Source organism: Aeromonas media (assembly GCF_000819985.1).
In the GTDB taxonomy this organism is placed as follows: Bacteria; Pseudomonadota; Gammaproteobacteria; order Enterobacterales; family Aeromonadaceae; genus Aeromonas; species Aeromonas media.
The window spans coordinates 106,490-126,874 of record NZ_CDBZ01000132.1 but is presented as its reverse complement, the minus strand read 5'-3'; the positions used below and the strand labels follow the sequence as shown (position 1 = coordinate 126,874).

The window sequence follows — 20,385 nt, the reverse complement described above, 5'->3', positions numbered from 1 at the left end:
ATTCGGAACAGCTATTTAGCTGCACCACAGTGCCAGTAACAAGGGCATCACAAATCCGGCCAATACCAATAAATACGAAACGAGTATTAGTAAAGAGAGGCGCGAATTGATGGGGAACAAGGTGTCATGATGTTAAAACGATGGATATTGGTGCTTGGCCTGCTTTGTCCTCTGTTGGTTTGTGCTGCGAATACACAGATCAAACCTTTTTCTTGGCGTTATGGTACGGGCAGCAATATAGACCTTACTAAGAACACCAAGACAGAGTTCTATCTTGGAGGGAAACTGGTTTATGTCGACAGCTTGGCTGGAGGCGGGGCTGGAGGTTTGCTTGCTGATCGTATCAAAGGACACCAGTTATTACTGGGCTGGTGGCGGCGGTTTGCCTACGGACGGCGTCTCCATACCCGACAAAGCCGTGATCGAAATGGTTTCACTCCATGACCGCAAACGTTACCGTATCAAAGTGAATTTACCTGCCGATTTGGAGCAACAGATGCGTCAAGTCTATGCAGTTGAAGGGCGGTATGATCGCCGAAACCGCCTCTACTTCGGTTTGGCTCCCGGTGGTTATTTTGAAGTCGTACTCACCGGAGGGGGACTGCGACTGAGCCCTGATTTGTTGCTTACTCGTGGCATTGCCGAAGAGGTGACGGACGATTGGCGTGATAAAAAGTACCCTATAGGAACAAGCCAATACGTAGTCACCATTCGTAACTTTGACAAAGAATATGGCGCGTTATTCAAGCAATACCCGGTGCCGCTCGGCATTGATTGGGCTCCCATCATGGACTCCTACCGTGCCAAGCAGCCCAAAACAGATACAGAGCCAGTCAACTAGCCCGTTGCATCCACAATCTTCGCTGTTATGGCATAACCATGGGCCCGGCTACCGCACGGGCGGTTTCATCGCCACGCAGCACCCGCACCAGCTCGAGGGCAAACTCGATGGCGGTGCCTGGGCCCTGGCTGGTGATGAGACGATGGACATCATCCCGCACCACCCGGGCCGTGCTCAGTTGCGCGGCGGGCAGGCGGGCCTGAAAGCCGGGATGGCAGGTGGCGCTGGCATCCTCCAGCAAGCCGTGATGGTGCAGCACCACTGCGGGGGCGGCGCAGATGGCCGCGCGCCAGCGGCCCAGCGCCGCCTGCTCCCTCAGCAGGTCGATGGCAAGCGGGGTGTCGCGGATCACCTCGCTGCCGGGCAGGCCACCTGGCACTACGATGAGTTCGAAGTCGCGGGTCGTCAGCTCGTCGAGGTGGCAATCGGCCACGATCTGTACACCGCGGGAGGCGCAGATCTGACGCGCTCCAGTGGGGCAGCAGGAGGCCAGCACCACCTCTATGCCCCCGCGCACCAGGGTGTCGACGATGGCGACCGTCTCGATCTCCTCCGACCCCGGGGCTACCAAAACCAATGCGGTCATCCTGCACTCCTTAGTCTGCCGCCCGCGATCCCGGGCTCAGCGCTTCTCTTTGACGGCCTGATAGAGGCCCTGATTGACCGGCACCGCAATGCCGTGGGCGGCGGCCTTGCCGAGCAGGAAACCGGTGATGGCCTCGATCTCGGTCTCACGCCCCTGCTCCATGTCCTGATACATGGAAGAGTAATTGTCGGCGGTGAGTTCCACCACAGTCATCACCCGGCGCAGCAGCTCGTCGCTGCCGGTAGGCTGGCCTTCGGCCTGCATCACGTCGGCGACTTCCACGCAGATCTGTTGCAGCACATCGGCAAAGCGGGGGCCGGCCAGCTCGCCATTCTTGAGCTTGTAAAGCGCCGTGAGCGGATTGATGGCGCAGTTGATGGCGAGTTTCTGCCACTGGCGGGTCAGGATCTGCTCATCCCAGCCGGCTTGGCCTAGGGCGCGAGCGAGTTCATCCGCCAGGTGGGCATGGGCTTTGCCCGCGTCGTTGACCGGGCCGAGCCAGGTTTCGCCCTTGCCGGTGTGGCGGAACACGAAGTGACCGCAGCGCATGGCGCCGTGGCTGGTGACACCGGCAATGACGGGGTTATGCGGAAACAGCTGCACCACCTGTTCGGCTATCCCCATGCCATTGTGCAGCAGCACGATGGGAACCCCTGCCGCCAGCTTGCCTGCCAGGGGCGTCAGGGCCGACACCACCTGACCCGCCTTGGTCATAACCAACAGTCGCTGGATGGCGCCGGGCTTGTCGATGAAGCCCCGCTCGATGGCGATCAGCTGGGTGTGGCCCTCGAGGGAGGTGAAATCGATGCCGGGGTGCAGGGTGGCGCGGTGCCGCTCGCTCAGCAGGACACGGGTCGGCTGGCCACTTTGGGTCAGCAAGGAGGCGAAGACGCCGCCCAGGGCACCACAGCCCAGCAAGGACCATCGGGGGGAGGAGGGGTGTCGGCTGTTTTTCAGGTTGTTGTCGCGTAATCCGCTTGGCATGGAGAGGCTCAATCAGGGTAGTGGCTGCATTCCGAACAACCCGCTACCGGGGATAAGTGAAGATGTCGCTAGGCGGACACTAACGGGTCTCGCCATTCCTGTGCGCTGGGGATTCTAGCAGAGCAATCCCATCGAAATCAGCAAATTTGCCCATTTTCTGGTAGATTTGCCCCTTTGTCAGCACAACCTGAAGTACAGCATGAGGAGCCCGGCTATGCCGTCATTCGATATTGTCTCTGAAGTCAAAATGAACGAGGTGTTGAACGCCGTCGATAACGCCAATCGTGAACTGGCGACCCGTTTCGATTTTCGTGGTGTAGAAGCCAGCTTCGAATTGAACAAGGAAGAGGTCAAGCTGGAAGCCGATGCGGATTTCCAGCTCAAGCAGATGGTCGAGATCCTGCGCGCAGCCTTGCTCAAGCGCAACATCGAGAACAGCTCGATGGACGTGGGTGACAGCGTTCACTCCGGCAAGCGTTTCCACCTGACGGTGAAGTTCAAGCAGGGGATCGAGAAAGAGACCGCCAAGAAGGTGGTGAAGCTTATCAAGGATTCCAAGATCAAGGTGCAGGCCGCCATTCAGGGCGACGAAGTGCGCGTCACCGGCAAGAAGCGCGATGACCTGCAGGAAGCCATGGCACTGGTGCGTGGCGCCGAGCTGGGTCAGCCGATGCAGTTCCAGAACTTCCGCGATTGATGATGAAGGGGGGAGGGCCTTGGCCATTCCCTCCATCAAGAAAGCGGCATAAAAAAACCGGAGCAGCTGCTCCGGTTTTTTGTGTCCGTGTAACGAGTTCGATTAGAACTTGTAGGTCACGGAGAAGTAGTGGCCGAAACCAGTGGTCTTCAGACCGTAGGAACCGTTCTGGATGCCATAGATGTCGTTGAAGTACTTCAGACCGTAACCGACGGCGTAGCGGTCGGAGTGCCAGTACAGGCCGTTGAACATGGCGGTACCGTCGGTGGAAGTGTCCTTGGCATCAAACAGGTGATCCAGGTAGCCCTGATAGGCTACGAAGCTGCCGTTGGAGAAGGTGTAGAAAGGCTTGAACCAGTTCATGGAGAACTGATAGCCGTTCCAGCCCTGCTCGCCGCCGCCTTCGTTGACGTGACGGGCATACAGGTTCATGCCAACCTTGCCGAACCAGGGCACTTGTACGTCTGCACCCAGACCGGTCATGGCTTCAAACAGACCATCCGGACCACCTACGTTGATCAGGTTGGCGATGTAGACTTCCTGCACCGGGCCGAAGGAGAGATCTTTGCCGGTCATGGCATCGATGGAGATACGCGGTGCGAACTTGATGAACAGGTTGTCTTGGTTGTGTTTGTCGTCGTGACGGTTCTGGAAGATGTCGAACACGTCAACGTAACCGTACAGATCGAAGATACCAGAGCGGCCACCAAACTCCATTTCGAAGTAGGTATCGTTGTAACCACCTTCAGATTCGCTGTAGGGCAGCTGATCGATGGTGTGCATCACGTTGAACTGGAACCACTTGTAGTCGTTCTTGTGGATGTCGCCGCTGTAATCGGCAGCAAAGGCCGGAGTGGCGGATGCAGCCAGCAGACCGGCAGCGATCAGAGTCTTGGTAAATTTGGCCATTTTATTGGTCTCTTGTGCGTTAGTTGAGGTTTTCCGTAGCCTGCCCACAAGGAGCGGAAGGGATTCTAGCCAAATAAATTCATCGGATAAACAAGAGCCAGGGAACTTTGTCCGGTTTTGTGAATCTAATCACCCCCAAAATGGCGCAAACGCTTGCTATTTGTCCGCTTGTGGTAACAAAGTATCGCCTCGTTTGGCAACCATGATGATCAGTATCATGACCGGAATGCCGAGCAGACTGGTGCCGACGAAGAAGCTGCTGTAGCCGATCTGTTCGACCATCTGACCGGAAAAACCCGCCAGCAGCTTGGGCATCAGCAACATGATGGAGCTGAACAGGGCGTACTGGGTCGCCGAGAAGGCGACGTTGGTCAGGCTCGACAGATAGGTCACGAAGGCCGCCGTCGCAATGCCGGCGCTGAGGTTGTCCAGGGAGATGATCAGGGTCAGCAGCTCCAGATCGTGACCCACCTCGTTGAGCAGGGCGAACAGCAGATTGGTGCTGGCGGTGAGCACGGCGCCGAGAAACAGGATGCGCAACGTACCGAAGCGCATCACCAACACGCCCCCCAGGGCCGCCCCCACCAGCGTCATGATGACGCCGTACACCTTGGTGATGGTGGCCACCTCCGTCTTGCTGAACTGCAGATCCACATAGAAGCTGTTGGACATCACCCCCATCACCACATCCGAGATGCGATAGCAGGCGATGAGTCCCAGGATCAGCAGGGCCGAGCCGCCGTAGCGACGGAAGAAATCGGCAAAGGGGCACCAGATGGCTTCATAGGTCCAGGCGCCCAGCCCTGCCAGGGTCTTGGGCCAACCCCGCTCGAGCAGCAGCGCCTTGCGCTCCATCTGCTGCTCGTTCTGGCGATGGAGGTCGATATCCGGCTCGTGGCTGAGCAGTGTGGTGATGACGCCGAGGGACATGAGTCCCGCCATCAGCAGGTAGGTGAGCTGCCAGCCGCGGTAGTCGTAGCTGTCGTTGCTGCCAAGCCAGGCCGCCAGCGCCAGCGCCCCCGCCCCCGCCATTATCATCGCGAGCCGGTAACCCGTCATGTAGGAGGCTGCCATGGCCGCCTGCAGACGCTCGGGTGCCGACTCGATGCGGTAGGCGTCGATGACGATATCCTGTGTCGCGGAGCAAAACGCCACCAGCAGGGCGAACAGGGCGAGCTGGGCGAGCTGGGTCTTGGGATCGCAATAGGCCATGCCCACCAGGGAGAGGGCGATCAGCACCTGGGAGAGCAGCATCCAGCTGCGTCGCCGTCCCAGCAGCCGGGAGAGCAGCGGCAGCGGCAGTCGATCCACCAGGGGAGACCACAGCCACTTGAAGCCATAGGCCAGCGCCACCCAGCTCATGTAACCGATGTCGGTCAGGCTGACATCGGCTTCGCGCAGCCAGAAGGAGAGGGTGCCGAACACCAGCAGCAAGGGCAGGCCGGAGGAGAAGCCCATGGCAAACAGAGTGAGTACCCGCGCCTCCAGATAGACGGCGAGGGCGTCTCGCCAGCTTGTGGCGCGGTCCGGGGTATGGCTGGGCGGGCGGAGATTGTTCAACTGCCTGACTCCTCAGAGAAAAGGGGGTCATTTTGTCAGGTTCGAGGGGGATAGCCAAGGCAAGCCGAACGGGGCGACCCGGGATTCAGGGGCGTGAGCCGATGCAGTGACGAGGACAGGGCCCCTCGGCCACGAGAAAGGTGGCGCAGGCCATCAGTTGCTGACGCAGCCAGGTGTCGGTGACGAGCTGATGCTCGTCCCACAGGTGCAGGCTGTGGAGCAGGTGCCAGAACACCCCCTCCTGTTCGGTGGCGGGCTCTTTGTCAATCGGGATGGCGGGCAGCGCCTGCCAGTGGGAGAGGAGTTGCCAGCTCAGATCCTCGAGCTGTTGATAAGGAATTTCCCGTGCCAAAAAGTGACGAACCGCCTGGGCCAGCACAATGGCATGTTGGGCAATGTAATCGTGACAAGTCACCGGAACCTCCTCTCTCTGCCTGGTCATACTCCGTCCACATCGGACAAGGCCAGAGTATAGAAAGGGGCGCCGGTGACCCGGGTTACGTCGTGGCGGAATGTGATCCGCCCCGCGTTATTTGTCCGCCAGCAGCACCACTTTTTTCAGGATGATGGGACTGGTCGGCACGTCATTTGCGCGCAGGATGGAGCTGTAGCCGGTCTGCACCTGAGCCAGCTTGTCCAGCACCTCCATGCCCTGCACCACCTGGCCGAACACCGTGTAACCGGCGCCGGCATTGGCGTTGAGGTTGTCGTTGTCTACCAGGTTGAAGTAGAACTGGCGGGTGGCGCTGTCGACCGCCTGGGTGCGGGCCATGGCGATGCTGCCACGCTTGTTGGGCAGGCCGCCTCTGGACTCGTTGACCACGGGATCGAAGGTTGGCAGGGGCTGGAACTGCTGGTTGTAGCCCCCACCCTGCACCACGAAGTTCTGGATCACCCGGTGGAACAGGCTGCCGTCATAGCTGCCGTCCGCCACGTAGCGCAGGAAGTTCTTCACCGTCTGCGGCGCCTGCTTGGGGGCCAGCTCCACCACTATGTTGCCATGGTTGGTCTCCATCTGGACTTTTTGTCCGGCGAACGCCAGGGGGGCGATCAGGGTGGCCAGTAACCAGAGAGTCTTCATTTATATGCTCCTTGCTCAGCTCGGCTGGCCTTTGAGATAACCGCGCAGTGCCTCGTCGGCCATGATCTGTTGCAGCACGCTGCCCAGTTGCTGGTTCAGGATGGACTCCAGATCGGCCATGGTCGGCTCACCCGGCTCTTCCTTGCTGGAAGACATGTTGAACTGCTTGGTCAGTCTGTTGCCCTGGAAGTCGGCGATCACCTGCAGGCTGACCTTGGACTTGGTGACATAGGTGAAGGTCTTCTCTTCCACGGTGACGGCGGCAGTGGAGATGGCCAGGGTCAGGTTGGTGGTGCCGCTGTTGCCCACTTCGAGACCCTGGCTGCGCAGCCCTTCCGCCAGTTTTTCCGCCAGCAGGTTGTTGAGGGGCTGACTGCTGTTGACCAGCACGGGGGCCTTCTCTTTCTTCTTGATGGAGAAGACATAGGCGGCCTCGCGCTTATCCACCCCTTCCATGGTGATGCGGTTGCCAGAGTAGTACTGCTGGTTGGAGGGGATGACTTGCGGATTGAGCAGCGCCGTCTCCGGCCAGTGGGTGGCACAACCGCCCAGCACCAGGGCGGCCAGCAGCAAGAGTGACTTTTTCATCATGGGTTTCCTTTAGCGTTTGATGGCTTTCAAAATAACGAATTTGCTGTTCGACGCAACGACTTGTGCGTTGGCAAACAAGCGCTTGAGTTTGTTGTGATAGTCCAGATGACGGTTGCCTACTATCCAGAGTTCACCCCCCTGAGGCAACACCCGGTGTGCGTCGGTGAACATCTGCCAGGCGATGTGATCGGTGATCGCCTGCAACTGATGGAAGGGGGGATTGCAGAGGATCCTGTCCGCCGCTCCGACCGCCACGCCGTCGAGACAGTTGTTGACCAGGAAGTGGGCCCGCGGCAGGGCAGCCGGCAGGTTGTGCTCGACGTTGAGCCGGGCCGAGGCGACCGCCATGTGGGATTCGTCGATGAAGGTCACCTCCACCTCGCTGTCCTTTGCCAGCAGCGAGAGACCCAGCACCCCGTTGCCGCAGCCCAGGTCTATCACCTTGCGTGCGCTGTGGACCGGCAAATTGTCCAGCATGAAGCGGGCGCCGATATCCAGGCTGGTGCGCGAAAACACGTTGGCATGGTTGTGGATGAGCATGTCGGTACCCTCCAGCGGCCAGACGGTCGGGAAGGGGTTGGTCAGGGCAGGGCGCTCGGCCTGCGGCTCGCAGTGAATGAGGCGCGCCTTCTTCCAGGCGAGCGAGGTGCGGGTCTCCCCCAGATACTTCTCGAACAGCTTGAGGGTGGAGCTGTGGATGTCCTTGGCCTTGCCGGCGGCCAGGATGCGAGTGGCCGGTGTGACCACCTCGCGCAGGGCCAGCAGTTGCTGCTCCAGCAGCGCCTGATACTTGGAGACCTTGATCACCACCAGCGCAGGGGCATTGGGCAGCGGGGCCTGGGCGTCCTGCAGGGTTATCTGTGCGGGATCCAGCCCGTTCTCTGCCAGATTGGCCAGGGTGGCCCGTTCGCTGATATGGGAGTCGCTCACGCAGACCGGGCCATGGCCGTGCAGATAGGCGGCCAGGGCGCCGAAGCCGTCGTTCATGATGATGACGGGGCCGGCCTGTTCAAGAGGGGATTCCGCCAATGTGTTGATCAGGTACTCGTCCGCCGCATCCCAGGCCTGCAGGGGATCCTGGCTCTGCCGTGGGTAGCGATACAGGGTCAGACGACAATGGGCAGTGTCGAGCAGGGTTTGCATAAGAAAGAGTCCAACGTGTTGCTGATAGATGACGCCCGCCCGCACCGTGTTGCCCGGCAGGCAGGGAAAGTGGCGCTATTCTAGCGGCGACGGAGAATTTCACCAGCCCGCAGAGAGTGGGCGCCCGGCCTCCTTCTATTTAAAGCGGGCCTGATGCATCCGGCATGCAACCCTGGCTACAATGGCCGGATGTCCAACGAGGGAGTCTTGCCCGTGAGCATGCAACAACAGATAGAGGCCAAACTGGCCGCCGCCTTGTCCCCCAGTCATCTGGAAGTGATCAACGAGAGCTACATGCACAGGGTGGAGCCGGGATCCGAGAGCCACTTCAAGGTCATAGTGGTGAGCCAGGCTTTTGAGGGGCAGCGCCTGCTGGGGCGCCATCGTCAGGTCAACGGCGTGCTGGCAGAGGAGCTGGCAGGGGCCATCCATGCGTTGGCGCTGCATACCTACACCGAGGCGGAGTGGCAGGCCCGGGAGCAGGCCCCCAAGACCCCGGGCTGTGTCAGCAAGTCCCCCTTTGCCTGAGCCTTTGACCTTTTCATTACCTAATTGTCGATTAATCAACAAAATTGTCATGATGGGGCCGGGGCACCAGCCGCCGGCACCTGAGAGCATTGGATCAGGGTAATGATTACTTTTTCTAATCAACTCCAAGGACGGATAAAATTACCTCCATGTGGGTAGTAAAACAAAAAATCCTTTAAAACCACGGCTTGCAGGGATGGAAGGGAAATATTCAGTAGAGGTTAATTTTGTGATAGGACGGGGATTTTCCCCATTTGGCGTGGCGACTGACTTGTCTAAGGTGGTAAACTCAGGCGCTTTTGAATGATCCTGTATGTTGCTGATTTGTTTGTTTCTTCGACAGTTTTCCGTGATGTTGACGGGCTCATTCAACAACTCGTCGTGATGTATTTCTCGGCGCTAACCAACCTGTCTTCCCTTAACGGTAGTGCAAGTGAGTATGATTACAATTAAAAGAGGACTGGACATCCCCGTGCTGGGTGCTCCGGAGCAAGTAATCTACGATGGCCCGGCCATCACCCGTGTTGCTACACTCGGCGAAGAGTTCGTGGGGATGCGTCCTACTATGTTCGTCAAAGTAGGTGATCGCGTCATTAAAGGTCAGGAGCTCTTCGAAGATAAGAAGAATCCCGGCGTTAAATTCACGGCCCCTGCCACCGGTGTGGTTACTGAGATCAACCGTGGTGCCAAGCGTGTTCTGCAATCCGTTGTCATCGACATCGATGGTTCTGACGAACAGGTGACCTTTGAACACTTTGCGTCTGCCGAGCTGGCACAGCTCGAGCGCAGCAAGGTGCAGGAGATCCTGGTCGCATCAGGCCAATGGACCGCATTGCGTACCCGTCCATTCAGCAAGGTGCCGGCAGTGGGCTCTGCCCCGCGTGCCATCTTCGTCACCGCCATGGACACCAACCCGCTGGCCGCCAACGCCGAGATCATCATCAAGGAACAGGCCCAGGCCTTCCTCGATGGTCTGGCCGTGTTGAGCCGCCTGACTGATGGCACCGTCCACGTCTGCAAGGGCGAAGCCAGCCTGCCGCACGCCTCCCTGGCCCAGGTCAAGGAAGCCGTGTTCGTCGGCCCGCACCCTGCCGGCCTGCCCGGTACCCACATCCACTTCCTGGACCCGGTCGGTGCCAAGAAAGTGCAGTGGCACATCAACTATCAGGATGTGATCGCCTACGGCAAGCTGTTCACCACTGGTCAGATCTTCACCGGCAAGGTGATCGCCCTGGCCGGCCCGAACGTGATCAAGCCGCGCCTGCTGCGCACCCGTCTGGGCGCCTGCATCAGCCAGCTGACCAACAACGAGCTGCGTGCGGACGAGAATCGCATCATCTCCGGTTCCCTGCTCAGCGGTGCCAAGGCCGAAGGGGTTCATGACTACCTGGGTCGTTACCACAATCAGGTGAGCGTACTGGGTGAAGGTCGTGAGAAAGAGTTCCTGGGCTGGGTCAAACCCAGTGCCGACAAGTTCTCCATCACCCGTACTACCCTCTCTCATCTGATGAAGGGCAAACTCATCAACTTCACTACCACCACCAACGGTAGTGATCGCTCCATGGTGCCTATCGGCAACTATGAGCGTGTGATGCCGCTCGACATCCTGCCGACCCTGCTGCTGCGGGATCTGGTCTCCGGCGACACCGACAGCGCACAAGCGCTCGGTTGCCTGGAGCTGGATGAGGAAGATCTGGCGCTCTGTACCTTTGTCTGCCCCGGCAAGACAGAGTACGGCCCGGTCTTGCGTGAGTGCCTGACCAAGATAGAACTGGAAGGTTAAGCGATGAGTTTCAAGCAACTTCTTGAAAATATGGAACATCACTTCGAGCCGGGTGGCAAGTACGCCAAGTACTATGCCCTGTTCGAGGCGGCGTATACCCTGTTTTATACCCCCGGGTCCGTGACCCGCAATGCCGCCCACGTCCGTGATGCGATCGATCTGAAGCGCATGATGATCATGGTGTGGCTGGCCGTGTTCCCGGCCATGTTCTGGGGCATGTACAACGTCGGCAACCAGTCCATCGCCGCCATCGCCCATCTGGGCAGCGCGGCCGGTGCCGATACCTGGCAATACACCATTGCGACCCTGCTGGGTGCCTCGCTGGATCCGGCCGTGGCCGGCATCGGCAGCAAGATGCTGATCGGTGCGGCGCACTTCCTGCCCATCTACCTGACCGTGTTCCTGGTCGGTGGCTTCTGGGAAGTGCTGTTCGCCATGGTGCGCAAGCACGAGATCAACGAAGGCTTCTTCGTGACCTCCATCCTGTTCGCCCTGATAGTGCCGCCTGAGCTGCCCTTGTGGCAAGCCGCGCTCGGCATCACCTTCGGCGTGGTGCTGGCCAAGGAAGTGTTCGGCGGTACTGGCAAGAACTTCCTGAATCCGGCCCTGGCGGGTCGTGCGTTCCTGTTCTTCGCCTACCCGGGTCAAATCTCCGGCGATGCCGTCTGGGTGGCCGTTGACGGCTATTCGGGCGCGACTGCACTGAGCCAGTGGGCCCAGGGCGGCCAGATGGCGCTGATCAACGGTGCCACCGGCGAAGCCATCAGCTGGATGGATGCCTTCCTCGGCAACCTGCCAGGTTCCATCGGTGAAGTCTCCACCCTGATGATCCTCATCGGTGCGGCCATGATCGTCTACATGCGGATCGCCTCCTGGCGCATCATCGCCGGCGTGATGATCGGCATGGTAGCGACCTCCCTGCTGTTCAACGTCATCGGCTCCGATACCAACCCCATGTTCAGCATGCCGTGGCATTGGCATCTGGTGCTGGGCGGCTTCGCCTTCGGCATGGCCTTCATGGCAACCGATCCTGTTTCCGCCGCCTTTACCAACAAGGGCAAGTGGTGGTACGGCGCCCTCATCGGCGTCATGGTCGTGCTGATCCGTGTCGTGAACCCCGCGTTCCCGGAAGGCATGATGCTGGCCATTCTGTTTGCCAACCTGTTTGCCCCCTTGTTTGACCATTTCGTGGCGCAGGCGAACATCAAGCGGAGGATCGCACGTGGCGTTTAATAAAGACTCTACTACCGGCACTCTCGCCGTAGTGACTGGTCTGTGTCTGGTCTGCTCCATCGTGGTCTCCGTGGCCGCCGTGGGTCTGCGTCCGGCCCAGCTGGAAAACAAAGCGCTGGACAAGCAAAGCAACATCTTGTCCGTTGCCGGTGTCGATGTCAGCTCGGTAGCCAAGCGTGACCTGGCCCAGCTGTATGGCGACAAGATTGAAGCGCGTCTGGTGGATCTGGCCACAGGTGAATTCGTTGACGGCGATGCCGACAACTTCGACACCAAGCTGGCGGCCAAAGATCCGGCCAAGAGTGTTCGCCTGGCGCCTGCCGACGACAAGGCCGGTCTGCGTCAGATCTCCAAGCTGATCCCGGTGTTCTTCGCGAAAGATGCCGAGGGCAAGGTCGACAACATCATCCTGCCGATCTACGGCCAGGGTCTGTGGTCCACCATGTATGCCTTCGTGGCAGTCGCGGCCGATGGCCAGACCATCAAGGGCATCACCTACTATGACCACGGTGAAACCCCGGGTCTGGGCGGCGAGATCGAGAACCCGGCCTGGCGCGAGCTGTTCGTCGGCAAGAAGCTGTTCGATCAGGACGGTCAGCCTGCGCTGCGGGTGATCAAGGGCCATGCTCCGGCTGGTTCCGAGCATGAAATCGACGGCCTGTCTGGCGCAACCCTGACCGGTAATGGCGTACAGCACACCTTCGACTTCTGGATGGGCCCCAAGGGCTTCGGTCCCTTCCTGGCCAAGGTACGTGCAGGAGAAATCAACAATGGCTGATAAGAGCGAAATGAAAAAATTGCTGTTGACGCCTGTGCTCGGCAACAACCCCATCGCACTGCAGGTGCTGGGTGTCTGTTCCGCGCTGGCCGTTACCAGCCAGATGAAGACGGCGTTCGTGATGACGCTGGCCGTTACCGCGGTCACCGCCTTCTCCAACCTGTTCATCTCCCTGATCCGCAACCAGATCCCGAACAGCGTGCGGATCATCGCCCAGATGGCGGTGATTGCCTCGCTGGTTATCGTGGTTGACCAGGTGCTCAAGGCCTATGCCTATGACATCTCCAAGCAGCTGTCGGTGTTCGTCGGCCTCATCATCACCAACTGTATCGTGATGGGTCGTGCCGAAGCCTATGCCATGAAGAGCGCCCCGCTGCCCTCCTTCCTGGACGGCATCGGCAACGGCCTGGGTTACGGTGCCGTGCTGCTGGTCGTGGCCACGGTGCGTGAAATCCTGGGCTCCGGCACCTGGTTCGGCATCGAGCTGCTGCCGCTGGTGAACAATGGTGGCTGGTATGTGCCTAACGGCCTGCTGCTGCTGCCGCCGAGTGCATTCTTCATCATTGGTCTGATCATCTGGGGCGTACGCACCAAGGATCCCAAGCAGGTGGAGGCAAAGGATTAAGGTATGGAACACTATCTGAGTCTGTTGATTCGTTCGATTTTCATCGAAAACCTGGCGCTCTCCTTCTTCCTGGGGATGTGTACCTTCCTGGCGGTGTCCAAGAAGGTCAAGACCGCCATGGGCCTCGGCATTGCCGTTATCGTGGTGCAGACCGTTGCCGTTCCGGCCAACAACCTGATCTACAACTACGTGCTCAAAGACGGTGCCCTGGTCTCCGGCCTGGATCTCAGCTTCCTGAGCTTCATCACCTTCATCGGGGTGATTGCGGCCCTGGTGCAGATCCTGGAGATGGCGCTGGACAAGTACTTCCCGGCGCTCTACAACGCCCTCGGCATCTTCCTGCCGCTCATCACGGTGAACTGCGCCATCTTCGGTGGTGTCTCCTTCATGGTGCAGCGTGACTACAACTTCGTGGAGTCCGTAGTCTATGGCGTGGGGTCGGGTGCAGGCTGGATGCTGGCCATCGTCGCGATGGCGGGGATCCGCGAGAAGATGAAGTACTCCGATGTTCCGGAAGGCCTGCGCGGCCTTGGCATCACCTTCATCACCGCGGGTCTGATGGCGCTGGGCTTCATGTCCTTCTCTGGTATTTCCCTGTAATCGGAAAGGAAATATAGATGGAAATTATTCTGGGTGTGGTCATGTTCACCGTGATCCTGCTGGCCTTGGTGGCAGTCATTCTGTTCGCCAAGTCCAAGCTGGTGACCGCGGGTGACGTGACAATCAGCATCAACGGCGACCCGGCCAAGGCTGTCACCAGCCCGGCGGGTGGCAAGCTGCTCGGCGTGCTCGCCGGCAGCGGTATCTTCGTCTCCTCCGCCTGTGGCGGCGGCGGCTCCTGTGGTCAGTGCAAGGTGCGGGTCAAGGCCGGCGGCGGCGACATTCTGCCGACCGAACTGGATCACATCAGCAAGGGCGAAGCCCGTCATGGCGAGCGTCTGGCCTGCCAGGTCACCGTCCGTTCCGACATGGACATCGAGCTGCCGGAAGAGATCTTCGGCGTGAAGAAGTGGGACTGTACCGTCATCTCCAATGACAACAAGGCCACCTTCATCAAGGAACTCAAGCTGCAGATCCCCGATGGCGAGAGCGTACCGTTCCGCGCCGGTGGTTATATCCAGATCGAAGCCCCTGCCCATCACGTGCAGTACAAGAACTTCGACATCCCCGAGGAGTATCGCGGGGACTGGGATCGCTTCAAGATCTTCGAGCTGGAGTCCAAGGTCAACGAGCCGATCATTCGTGCCTACTCCATGGCGAACTATCCGGAAGAGTTCGGCATCATCATGCTGAACGTGCGGATCGCGACCCCGCCGCCCAGCAACTGGACTGCGCCTCCCGGCCAGATGTCCTCCTATATCTTCAGCCTGAAAGCTGGGGACAAGGTGACCATCTCAGGTCCGTTTGGCGAGTTCTTTGCCAAGGACACCGACGCCGAGATGGTGTTCATCGGTGGTGGTGCGGGTATGGCGCCGATGCGTTCCCACATCTTCGATCAGCTGCGCCGGCTCAAGACCAAGCGCAAGATGAGCTTCTGGTACGGTGCCCGTTCCAAGCGCGAAATGTTCTATGTCGAAGACTTCGACATGCTGGCCGCCGAGAACGACAACTTCCAGTGGCACGTCGCCCTGTCGGATCCGCAACCGGAAGACAACTGGGATGGCTACACCGGCTTCATCCACAACGTCTTGTTCGAGAACTACCTCAAGAACCACGAGGCGCCGGAAGATTGCGAGTTCTACATGTGTGGACCTCCCGTGATGAACGCTGCCGTCATCAACATGCTGAAAAACCTCGGCGTTGAAGACGAGAACATCCTCCTGGATGACTTTGGTGGTTAATCCATGCACAGTGTTGTAAAGACCTGGCTAGCCTTCGGGCTAGCCTTTTTCTTGACGGGGTGCGGTCAGGAATCGGTCCAATCCAAGCCGGAGATCCACATCACCGGCAGCACCATGGGCACCTACTACTCCATCAAGGTGGCGGATGCCGCCGTCACGGATGCCGCCAAGCTGCAAGCCGAGGTCGATGTCCTGCTGGAGCGGGTCAACGATCAGATGTCCACCTATCGCCCGGATTCCGAGTTGTCGCGCTTCAACCAGCACAAGGGCAGTACCCCGCTGGTGGTCTCCCGTGACACCGCCCGGGTGGTGACCGAGGCCATTCACATTGGCCGCGAGAGCCGCGGGGCGTTGGACGTCACCGTGGGCCCCCTGGTCAATCTGTGGGGCTTTGGGCCGGATGCCAAACCGACCAAGGTGCCATCCGACGAGCTTATTACCCAGACCCGGCAGAAGACGGGCCTCGGCAATCTGCATGTGGTAACCTCGGTCGACGCCGACACCCTGCAAAAGGATATCCCGGACCTCTACGTAGATCTCTCCGCCATCGCCAAGGGCTTTGGGGTGGACAAGGTGGCCGAGTACCTGGAATCCCTGGGGGCGCGCAACTACCTGGTGGAGATCGGCGGCGAGCTGCGGATCAATGGCGTCAACGGCAAGGGTCACCCCTGGCGCGTCGCCATCGAGAAGCCGACCGCCAATGCCGGCTCGGTGCAGGAGGTGATAGTGCCCGGGGACAACGGCGTCGCCACCTCGGGGGATTATCGCAACTACTACGAGCTGGATGGCAAGCGCTTCTCCCACACCATAGATCCGCTGACGGGCAAGCCCATCACCCATCGGATGGTCTCGGTCACCGTGATCCACCCCTCCTGCATGACCGCAGACGGGCTGGCCACGGCGCTGACCGTCATGGGGACGCAGAAGAGCCTGGCCTATGCCAAGGAGCGGGGTCTGGCCATCTTCGTGATCACCAAGACGGACGATGGCTTCGAGGAGGCTTACTCGGATGCCTTCAAGCCCTACCTGGCCAAGCAGCCCGGTTAATCGCCAAGAGGCCGCCATCACTCACCGGGATGGCGGTATCGAAGAATCTTGTAGCCGGATGCCGTTGAGCCGTATCTGGTAGAACAGTAAGGGGTAATACCATGCAGATCTTTCTGATCACCTTCGGGGTGTTTCTGGTGGTGGTGGTGGCCATGGCCATCGGCTACATCTTCCAGAAGAAGACCATCTCCGGCTCCTGTGGCGGCCTCGGCACCATAGGGATCGAGAAGGAGTGTGACTGCCCGGAGCCCTGCGACAATCGCAAGAAGAAGATGGCCAAGGAAGAGGCCCGTCGCAAGATGCTGGTGGATAACCGCATCCTCTGAGGGCGAGCGCCCGCTTATGGGGGCATCGAGTGCATGCGAGCCGACCCCGGGTCGGCTCGCGTTTTCATGGCGTTCAGTAATCGTATTGGCTGCAGGCCTTGTTGCGAAACTCCACCTTCCGCTTTGCCAACTCCTCCCTCGTGCCCAGCTCGTCCCCCTGCTTGATGGCCTTCTCCAGTATCTCGATACGTTCAAACAACCAACTGCACTCGGCGGTCGGATGGTCCTTGGTCATGCCCGTCAGTGGCAGCAGCAGGCAGAGTCCCGGCCAGATTGCTCTCATCTCTCTCCTCCTTGAGTTCCATGTGGATGGTGCCTTGAGAGTCTATCCGCCCGCCTCCTCCCGTGCGCTGGCAGAAATGACAGGGCTGGGGTAGCATGAGATGCCAACTGGTTATTCATACAGTGGTGTTTGACGTCTCATCATGGCTGTGACGGGGGGCACGCAACCAGGCTCTTGGTGGCGACCCTGCGAGACGTGACCTCCGGCTCACCGAGATGAGCCCTGCCTCAACCTGGCACCATGTGTCGCAACCGTGCGGCAGGTGCCGACAGCTCAACAGACTCTGGCATGCGCAAGATCATTCACATCGACATGGACTGCTTCTTCGCCGCGGTGGAGATGCGGGACAATCCGGCCCTGCGGGAAGTACCGCTCGCCATCGGCGGCTCGGCCGACAGGCGCGGCGTCATCTCCACCTGCAACTATGTGGCGCGCCGCTTCGGGGTGCGCTCCGCCATGCCGAGCGCCCTGGCCAGGAAGCTCTGTCCGCCGCTGGTGCTGATCCCCGGGCGGATGACCGTCTACAAGGAGACCTCCCGCCAGTTGCAAGCCATCTTCCTGCGCTACACAGAGCAGGTGGAGCCGCTCTCCCTCGATGAAGCCTACCTCGATGTCACTGACAGCCCCCACTGCGGCGGCAGCGCCACCCTGATGGCGGCCGAGATCCGCGCCGCCATCGCCCTCGAACTGGGGCTGACTGCCTCGGCCGGGGTGGCGCCGAACAAGTTCCTGGCCAAGCTCGCCTCCGAGCAGCGCAAGCCGGATGGCCTGTTCGTGATAAGGCCAGAGGAGGTGGACGAGTTCGTGCGCCAGCTGCCCCTTGGCAAACTGCCCGGCATCGGCCGCAAGACAGCGGAACGGCTGGAGTCCCTCGGGCTCTACTCTTGCGAGGATGCCCGCCAGCTCGGCAACGAGGAGCTGGTGAGCCGTTTCGGCAAGCTCGGGGAGATGCTCGCCGGTCGCATCTGGGGCCACGACGAGCAGCCGGTGCAGGCCCGGCGGATACGCAAGAGCATAGGGGTGGAGACGACGCTCGCCAGCGACGTGCTGGATGAAGCCGCCTGCCGGGCCGTGCTCGGCCGGCTCATTCCCGAGCTGGAGCTGCGCTTTGCCAAGGCTTGCCCTGCGGAGGCGTTGATGGGGCAGGGGATCAAGCTGAAGTTTGCCGATTTCCACCAGACTACCGTCTATCGCAAGGGGAGCTACCAGGCGACCCGTTTCCACGATCTGCTGCACGAGGGGCTGCAACGGTCTCAAGGAAAGCCCATTCGTCTGCTCGGGCTGGTGGTGGGACTGCCCGGGGCCGGGGAAATCAATCAACTCAGCCTGGATCTCAGTTGATTTGGTTAAGTTTTTGTTTCCAAAACCGATACAGTACTTACATCTTTAGACGTCAGGAAATGTGGCATGAGTTCTCTTTCTGTTCAGGGGCGGATCACCCTGATCGCCGGTTGTTGCCTGTTGACCAGTGCCGCCGCACTGGTCGCCTCTTCCCTCTTCAACGCGGCGCGCATGCAGGAACAGGTGCTCACCTCCACCACCCTGGAGGGGCAGCACGCGGCAGAAAACTGGATGAAGGCCATGGGGGCCACCCAGGCTGCCAGAGTGACCAGCTACCTCGACGAGGCCTATTTCAGAGCCACCCTGCTGGCGGAGGGCATCCTGTTCCAGCGCAAGAACGCGGCGGACAACTTCGTTCACTCCGAGGCGCTGCGCAGTGCCGTGAACCAGCAGTTGCAGGACGCGGCGGAGTCGTCGGCCAATCTGCTCGGGGTCTATGCGGTATTCGAACCCAACCAGCTCGATGGGGAAGATGACAACTATCAGGGCTCGACGGCGCTCGGGGCCAACGACAAGGGACGCTTCTCCAGCTACTGGGCCAGAGTCGATGGCAAGGTGACCCTGGAGGTGATGGACGAGGCGCTGCTGGCCAACGACAAGCCGTCCGGGCACGGCGGCCTGGAGAATGACTGGTACAGCTGCAGCATTCGCAGCAAGGCTCTCTGTTTGCTCGATCCCTATGTGGACGAGGTGGGCTCCCGGCAGGTGCTGATGACCTCGGTGACGGCCCCCTTGCTGGAGCAGGGCAATCTGCTCGGTATGGTCGGGGTCGACATCTCGTTGGCTACCTTGCAAAGCCTGGTGGAGGAGATGGACAAGACGCTCTATGACGGGCAGGGCAAGGTGCTGCTGCTAAGTCACGAGGGACGGGTGGCCGGGGTCGAAGGGTTCAAGGTCGCCCTTGGGGATACCCTGGCGCAGCAGGGGTTGGCGGCGGATCTCAACGGCTGGCTCGCCAAGGGGGAGGTAGTCACGCGCTGGAGCCCGGATGGCGCCCTGTTGCAGACCTTCGTGCCGGTCAGCATGCGCGGGACGGATCGTCAGTGGGGCATCTATATCGAACTGCCCCGGACCGTGGTGCTCGCCTCCGCCCTGCAACTGCAGGATGAGCTGGAGACCCAGTCCCAGCGCAGCGTCGCCACCCAGCTGTTGATCGGTGGGGCCATCTCAGCCCTTGCCCTGCTCTGCATCTGGCTGATGGCCCGGCGCATCGTCGCTCCCATCCGCACCGTGGTGGCCCGCCTCAAGGACATCGCCAGCGGCGAGGGTGATCTGACCCAGCGTATCGACCTGCGTCGCGATGACGAGATCGGCGAGCTGGCGAAGTGGTTCAACAACTTCCTGGACAAGCTGCAGTCCACCATCAGCCAGGTGATCGATACCGTGGCCGGTACCCGGGCCAGCGCGGCGCTGGCGGCGCAAGGGGCAGCTCGCACGAGTGCCGGCATGCAGTCCCAGTATCAGGAGGTGGATCTGGTGGCGACGGCGTTCGAGGAGCTGAGCGCCACCGCCCTGCAGGTCGTGGGCAATGCCAGCTCGGCGGTGAGCGCGGCCAACCAGGCGGACATGGCGGCCCAGGAGGGCAAATCCGTGGTCGCCGATACCCAGCAGGCCATGTCCAGGCTGATGGCGGTGATCAGCGATGCCAAGCCCGTGGTAGAGCGGTTGGCCGCCAACAGCGACAACATCAACGATATCCTCGTCGTCATTCAGGGGATCGCTGAGCAGACCAACCTGCTGGCGCTCAATGCCGCCATCGAGGCGGCGCGGGCCGGTGAACAGGGTCGCGGCTTCGCGGTGGTGGCCGACGAGGTGCGCAACCTGGCCGGTCGCACCCAGAACGCCATCATCGAGATCCAGACGCTGATCACCGAGCTGCAGTCGGGCACCGAGGCTGTGGTCAAGGCGATCATGACGGGCCACAGCCAGGCGGATGTGACGCTTGGCAAGGTGGAGCTGTCGGTCAGCGTGCTGGAGCAGATCATCCAGGCGGTCGGCACCATCCATCAGATGAACGAGCAGATAGCCAGGGCGGCCCAAGAGCAGAGCGGAGTGGCGGACGAGATCAATCGCAACGTCAGCAATATTCGCGATGTGAGCCACACCATCCGGGCCGAGGCGGCGAGCTCTGCCGACAACGGACGCGAGTTGTCGCAACTGGCGGATAAACAGCAGCAACTGGTGGGGCAGTTCAGGGTATAGAGATAA

21 protein-coding genes and 1 pseudogene are annotated in these 20,385 nt (G+C 60.3%); 13 read left to right on the top strand and 9 right to left on the bottom strand.

The features are described 5' to 3' along the window. Positions 1-129 precede the first annotated feature (129 nt). Positions 130-841, top strand: a pseudogene (locus BN1127_RS11570) (DUF2931 family protein). Positions 842-866: 25 nt separating this feature from the next. Here the strand turns inward: BN1127_RS11570 and BN1127_RS11565 are convergent. Together BN1127_RS11565 and BN1127_RS11560 are read right to left on the bottom strand one after the other, a co-directional pair. Then, positions 867-1,427, bottom strand: a complete 561-nt coding sequence (locus BN1127_RS11565; protein WP_042649556.1) for a DJ-1 family glyoxalase III — start codon at positions 1,425-1,427, stop codon at positions 867-869. A gap of 36 nt (positions 1,428-1,463) precedes the next feature. Next, positions 1,464-2,411, bottom strand: a complete 948-nt coding sequence (locus BN1127_RS11560) for a ketopantoate reductase family protein (RefSeq protein ID WP_042649555.1) — start codon at positions 2,409-2,411, stop codon at positions 1,464-1,466. A 214-nt stretch (positions 2,412-2,625) separates the two neighbouring features. Between BN1127_RS11560 and BN1127_RS11555 the strand changes: the two genes are divergently transcribed. Then, entirely contained in the window at positions 2,626-3,108 is a 483-nt protein-coding gene (locus tag BN1127_RS11555; RefSeq protein ID WP_041206278.1) for a YajQ family cyclic di-GMP-binding protein, read from the top strand. Between the two features lie 102 nt (positions 3,109-3,210). On the opposite strand, the gene BN1127_RS11550 is transcribed toward BN1127_RS11555, so the two are convergent. The 6 genes from BN1127_RS11550 to BN1127_RS11525 all read right to left on the bottom strand — a co-directional run bounded on the left by BN1127_RS11550 (position 3,211) and on the right by BN1127_RS11525 (position 8,392). Continuing rightward, a complete protein-coding gene (locus BN1127_RS11550; RefSeq protein ID WP_005330693.1) occupies positions 3,211-4,017 on the bottom strand; it encodes a nucleoside-specific channel-forming Tsx family protein in 807 nt (268 codons plus the stop codon). Positions 4,018-4,173: 156 nt separating this feature from the next. Next, complete coding sequence (locus tag BN1127_RS11545) at positions 4,174-5,577, bottom strand: AmpG family muropeptide MFS transporter (RefSeq protein ID WP_042649554.1); 1,404 nt, start codon at positions 5,575-5,577, stop codon at positions 4,174-4,176. Positions 5,578-5,662: 85 nt separating this feature from the next. Next, positions 5,663-5,992, bottom strand: a complete 330-nt coding sequence (locus BN1127_RS11540) for a hypothetical protein (RefSeq protein WP_042649553.1) — start codon at positions 5,990-5,992, stop codon at positions 5,663-5,665. Between the two features lie 114 nt (positions 5,993-6,106). Then, entirely contained in the window at positions 6,107-6,658 is a 552-nt protein-coding gene (locus BN1127_RS11535; protein ID WP_005330697.1) for a peptidylprolyl isomerase, read from the bottom strand. Positions 6,659-6,673: 15 nt separating this feature from the next. After that, entirely contained in the window at positions 6,674-7,246 is a 573-nt protein-coding gene (locus tag BN1127_RS11530) for a YajG family lipoprotein (protein WP_042649552.1), read from the bottom strand. A 12-nt stretch (positions 7,247-7,258) separates the two neighbouring features. Then, a complete protein-coding gene (locus BN1127_RS11525; protein ID WP_042649551.1) occupies positions 7,259-8,392 on the bottom strand; it encodes a methyltransferase in 1,134 nt (377 codons plus the stop codon). Between the two features lie 219 nt (positions 8,393-8,611). On the opposite strand from BN1127_RS11525, the gene BN1127_RS11520 reads away from it, so the two are divergent. The 9 genes from BN1127_RS11520 to nqrM all read left to right on the top strand — a co-directional run bounded on the left by BN1127_RS11520 (position 8,612) and on the right by nqrM (position 16,553). Then, positions 8,612-8,920 carry a BolA family protein gene (locus BN1127_RS11520; RefSeq protein ID WP_041204526.1) on the top strand — a complete coding sequence of 103 codons (309 nt, stop codon included), beginning with the start codon at positions 8,612-8,614 and terminating at the stop codon, positions 8,918-8,920. A gap of 439 nt (positions 8,921-9,359) precedes the next feature. Then, positions 9,360-10,703 (top strand): Na(+)-translocating NADH-quinone reductase subunit A, encoded by a 1,344-nt coding sequence (locus BN1127_RS22120; RefSeq protein ID WP_042649550.1) that lies wholly within the window; start codon positions 9,360-9,362, stop codon positions 10,701-10,703. 3 nt (positions 10,704-10,706) lie between these two features. Then, positions 10,707-11,936: an NADH:ubiquinone reductase (Na(+)-transporting) subunit B gene (locus tag BN1127_RS22115; protein ID WP_042649549.1), complete on the top strand. Its 1,230-nt coding sequence runs from the start codon at positions 10,707-10,709 to the stop codon at positions 11,934-11,936. Then, positions 11,926-12,714, top strand: a complete 789-nt coding sequence (locus tag BN1127_RS11505; RefSeq protein ID WP_025327949.1) for a Na(+)-translocating NADH-quinone reductase subunit C — start codon at positions 11,926-11,928, stop codon at positions 12,712-12,714. Before BN1127_RS22115 ends, BN1127_RS11505 begins: the two co-directional genes overlap by 11 nt. Beyond that, positions 12,707-13,339, top strand: coding sequence for an NADH:ubiquinone reductase (Na(+)-transporting) subunit D (locus BN1127_RS11500; protein ID WP_005330711.1), 633 nt, complete (start codon positions 12,707-12,709; stop codon positions 13,337-13,339). Before BN1127_RS11505 ends, BN1127_RS11500 begins: the two co-directional genes overlap by 8 nt. A gap of 3 nt (positions 13,340-13,342) precedes the next feature. Further along, on the top strand, positions 13,343-13,939 hold the full coding sequence (gene nqrE / locus BN1127_RS11495; RefSeq protein WP_005330713.1) for an NADH:ubiquinone reductase (Na(+)-transporting) subunit E: 597 nt from the start codon (positions 13,343-13,345) through the stop codon (positions 13,937-13,939). Between the two features lie 17 nt (positions 13,940-13,956). Beyond that, complete coding sequence (gene nqrF / locus BN1127_RS11490; RefSeq protein ID WP_005330715.1) at positions 13,957-15,180, top strand: NADH:ubiquinone reductase (Na(+)-transporting) subunit F; 1,224 nt, start codon at positions 13,957-13,959, stop codon at positions 15,178-15,180. 3 nt (positions 15,181-15,183) lie between these two features. Next, positions 15,184-16,227, top strand: coding sequence for an FAD:protein FMN transferase (locus BN1127_RS11485; RefSeq protein WP_042649548.1), 1,044 nt, complete (start codon positions 15,184-15,186; stop codon positions 16,225-16,227). 101 nt (positions 16,228-16,328) lie between these two features. Further along, positions 16,329-16,553 (top strand): (Na+)-NQR maturation NqrM, encoded by a 225-nt coding sequence (gene nqrM, locus BN1127_RS11480; RefSeq protein WP_005330718.1) that lies wholly within the window; start codon positions 16,329-16,331, stop codon positions 16,551-16,553. A gap of 73 nt (positions 16,554-16,626) precedes the next feature. Here nqrM and BN1127_RS11475 read toward each other — a convergent pair whose 3' ends face one another. Then, complete coding sequence (locus tag BN1127_RS11475; RefSeq protein WP_042649547.1) at positions 16,627-16,836, bottom strand: hypothetical protein; 210 nt, start codon at positions 16,834-16,836, stop codon at positions 16,627-16,629. Positions 16,837-17,124: 288 nt separating this feature from the next. On the opposite strand from BN1127_RS11475, the gene dinB reads away from it, so the two are divergent. Continuing rightward, on the top strand, positions 17,125-18,177 hold the full coding sequence (gene dinB, locus BN1127_RS11470) for a DNA polymerase IV (protein WP_042649546.1): 1,053 nt from the start codon (positions 17,125-17,127) through the stop codon (positions 18,175-18,177). A 66-nt stretch (positions 18,178-18,243) separates the two neighbouring features. Next, positions 18,244-20,379 carry a methyl-accepting chemotaxis protein gene (locus BN1127_RS11465; protein WP_042649545.1) on the top strand — a complete coding sequence of 712 codons (2,136 nt, stop codon included), beginning with the start codon at positions 18,244-18,246 and terminating at the stop codon, positions 20,377-20,379. The last annotated feature ends 6 nt before the right edge of the window (positions 20,380-20,385 follow it).

What these genes read in the sequence shown, in the direction of transcription:
- BN1127_RS11560 (WP_042649555.1), bottom strand. Translation starts at nt 2,411, where the DNA reads ATGCCAAGCGGATTACGCGACAACAACCTGAAAAACAGCCGACACCCC.
- BN1127_RS11500 (WP_005330711.1), top strand. Translation starts at nt 12,707, where the DNA reads ATGGCTGATAAGAGCGAAATGAAAAAATTGCTGTTGACGCCTGTGCTC.
- BN1127_RS11550 (WP_005330693.1), bottom strand. Translation starts at nt 4,017, where the DNA reads ATGGCCAAATTTACCAAGACTCTGATCGCTGCCGGTCTGCTGGCTGCA.
- BN1127_RS11555 (WP_041206278.1), top strand. Translation starts at nt 2,626, where the DNA reads ATGCCGTCATTCGATATTGTCTCTGAAGTCAAAATGAACGAGGTGTTG.
- nqrF (WP_005330715.1), top strand. Translation starts at nt 13,957, where the DNA reads ATGGAAATTATTCTGGGTGTGGTCATGTTCACCGTGATCCTGCTGGCC.
- BN1127_RS11465 (WP_042649545.1), top strand. Translation starts at nt 18,244, where the DNA reads ATGAGTTCTCTTTCTGTTCAGGGGCGGATCACCCTGATCGCCGGTTGT.
- BN1127_RS11535 (WP_005330697.1), bottom strand. Translation starts at nt 6,658, where the DNA reads ATGAAGACTCTCTGGTTACTGGCCACCCTGATCGCCCCCCTGGCGTTC.
- BN1127_RS11485 (WP_042649548.1), top strand. Translation starts at nt 15,184, where the DNA reads ATGCACAGTGTTGTAAAGACCTGGCTAGCCTTCGGGCTAGCCTTTTTC.
- BN1127_RS11525 (WP_042649551.1), bottom strand. Translation starts at nt 8,392, where the DNA reads ATGCAAACCCTGCTCGACACTGCCCATTGTCGTCTGACCCTGTATCGC.
- BN1127_RS22120 (WP_042649550.1), top strand. Translation starts at nt 9,360, where the DNA reads ATGATTACAATTAAAAGAGGACTGGACATCCCCGTGCTGGGTGCTCCG.
- nqrE (WP_005330713.1), top strand. Translation starts at nt 13,343, where the DNA reads ATGGAACACTATCTGAGTCTGTTGATTCGTTCGATTTTCATCGAAAAC.
- BN1127_RS22115 (WP_042649549.1), top strand. Translation starts at nt 10,707, where the DNA reads ATGAGTTTCAAGCAACTTCTTGAAAATATGGAACATCACTTCGAGCCG.
- BN1127_RS11565 (WP_042649556.1), bottom strand. Translation starts at nt 1,427, where the DNA reads ATGACCGCATTGGTTTTGGTAGCCCCGGGGTCGGAGGAGATCGAGACG.
- BN1127_RS11475 (WP_042649547.1), bottom strand. Translation starts at nt 16,836, where the DNA reads ATGAGAGCAATCTGGCCGGGACTCTGCCTGCTGCTGCCACTGACGGGC.
- nqrM (WP_005330718.1), top strand. Translation starts at nt 16,329, where the DNA reads ATGCAGATCTTTCTGATCACCTTCGGGGTGTTTCTGGTGGTGGTGGTG.
- BN1127_RS11520 (WP_041204526.1), top strand. Translation starts at nt 8,612, where the DNA reads ATGCAACAACAGATAGAGGCCAAACTGGCCGCCGCCTTGTCCCCCAGT.
- BN1127_RS11530 (WP_042649552.1), bottom strand. Translation starts at nt 7,246, where the DNA reads ATGAAAAAGTCACTCTTGCTGCTGGCCGCCCTGGTGCTGGGCGGTTGT.
- dinB (WP_042649546.1), top strand. Translation starts at nt 17,125, where the DNA reads ATGCGCAAGATCATTCACATCGACATGGACTGCTTCTTCGCCGCGGTG.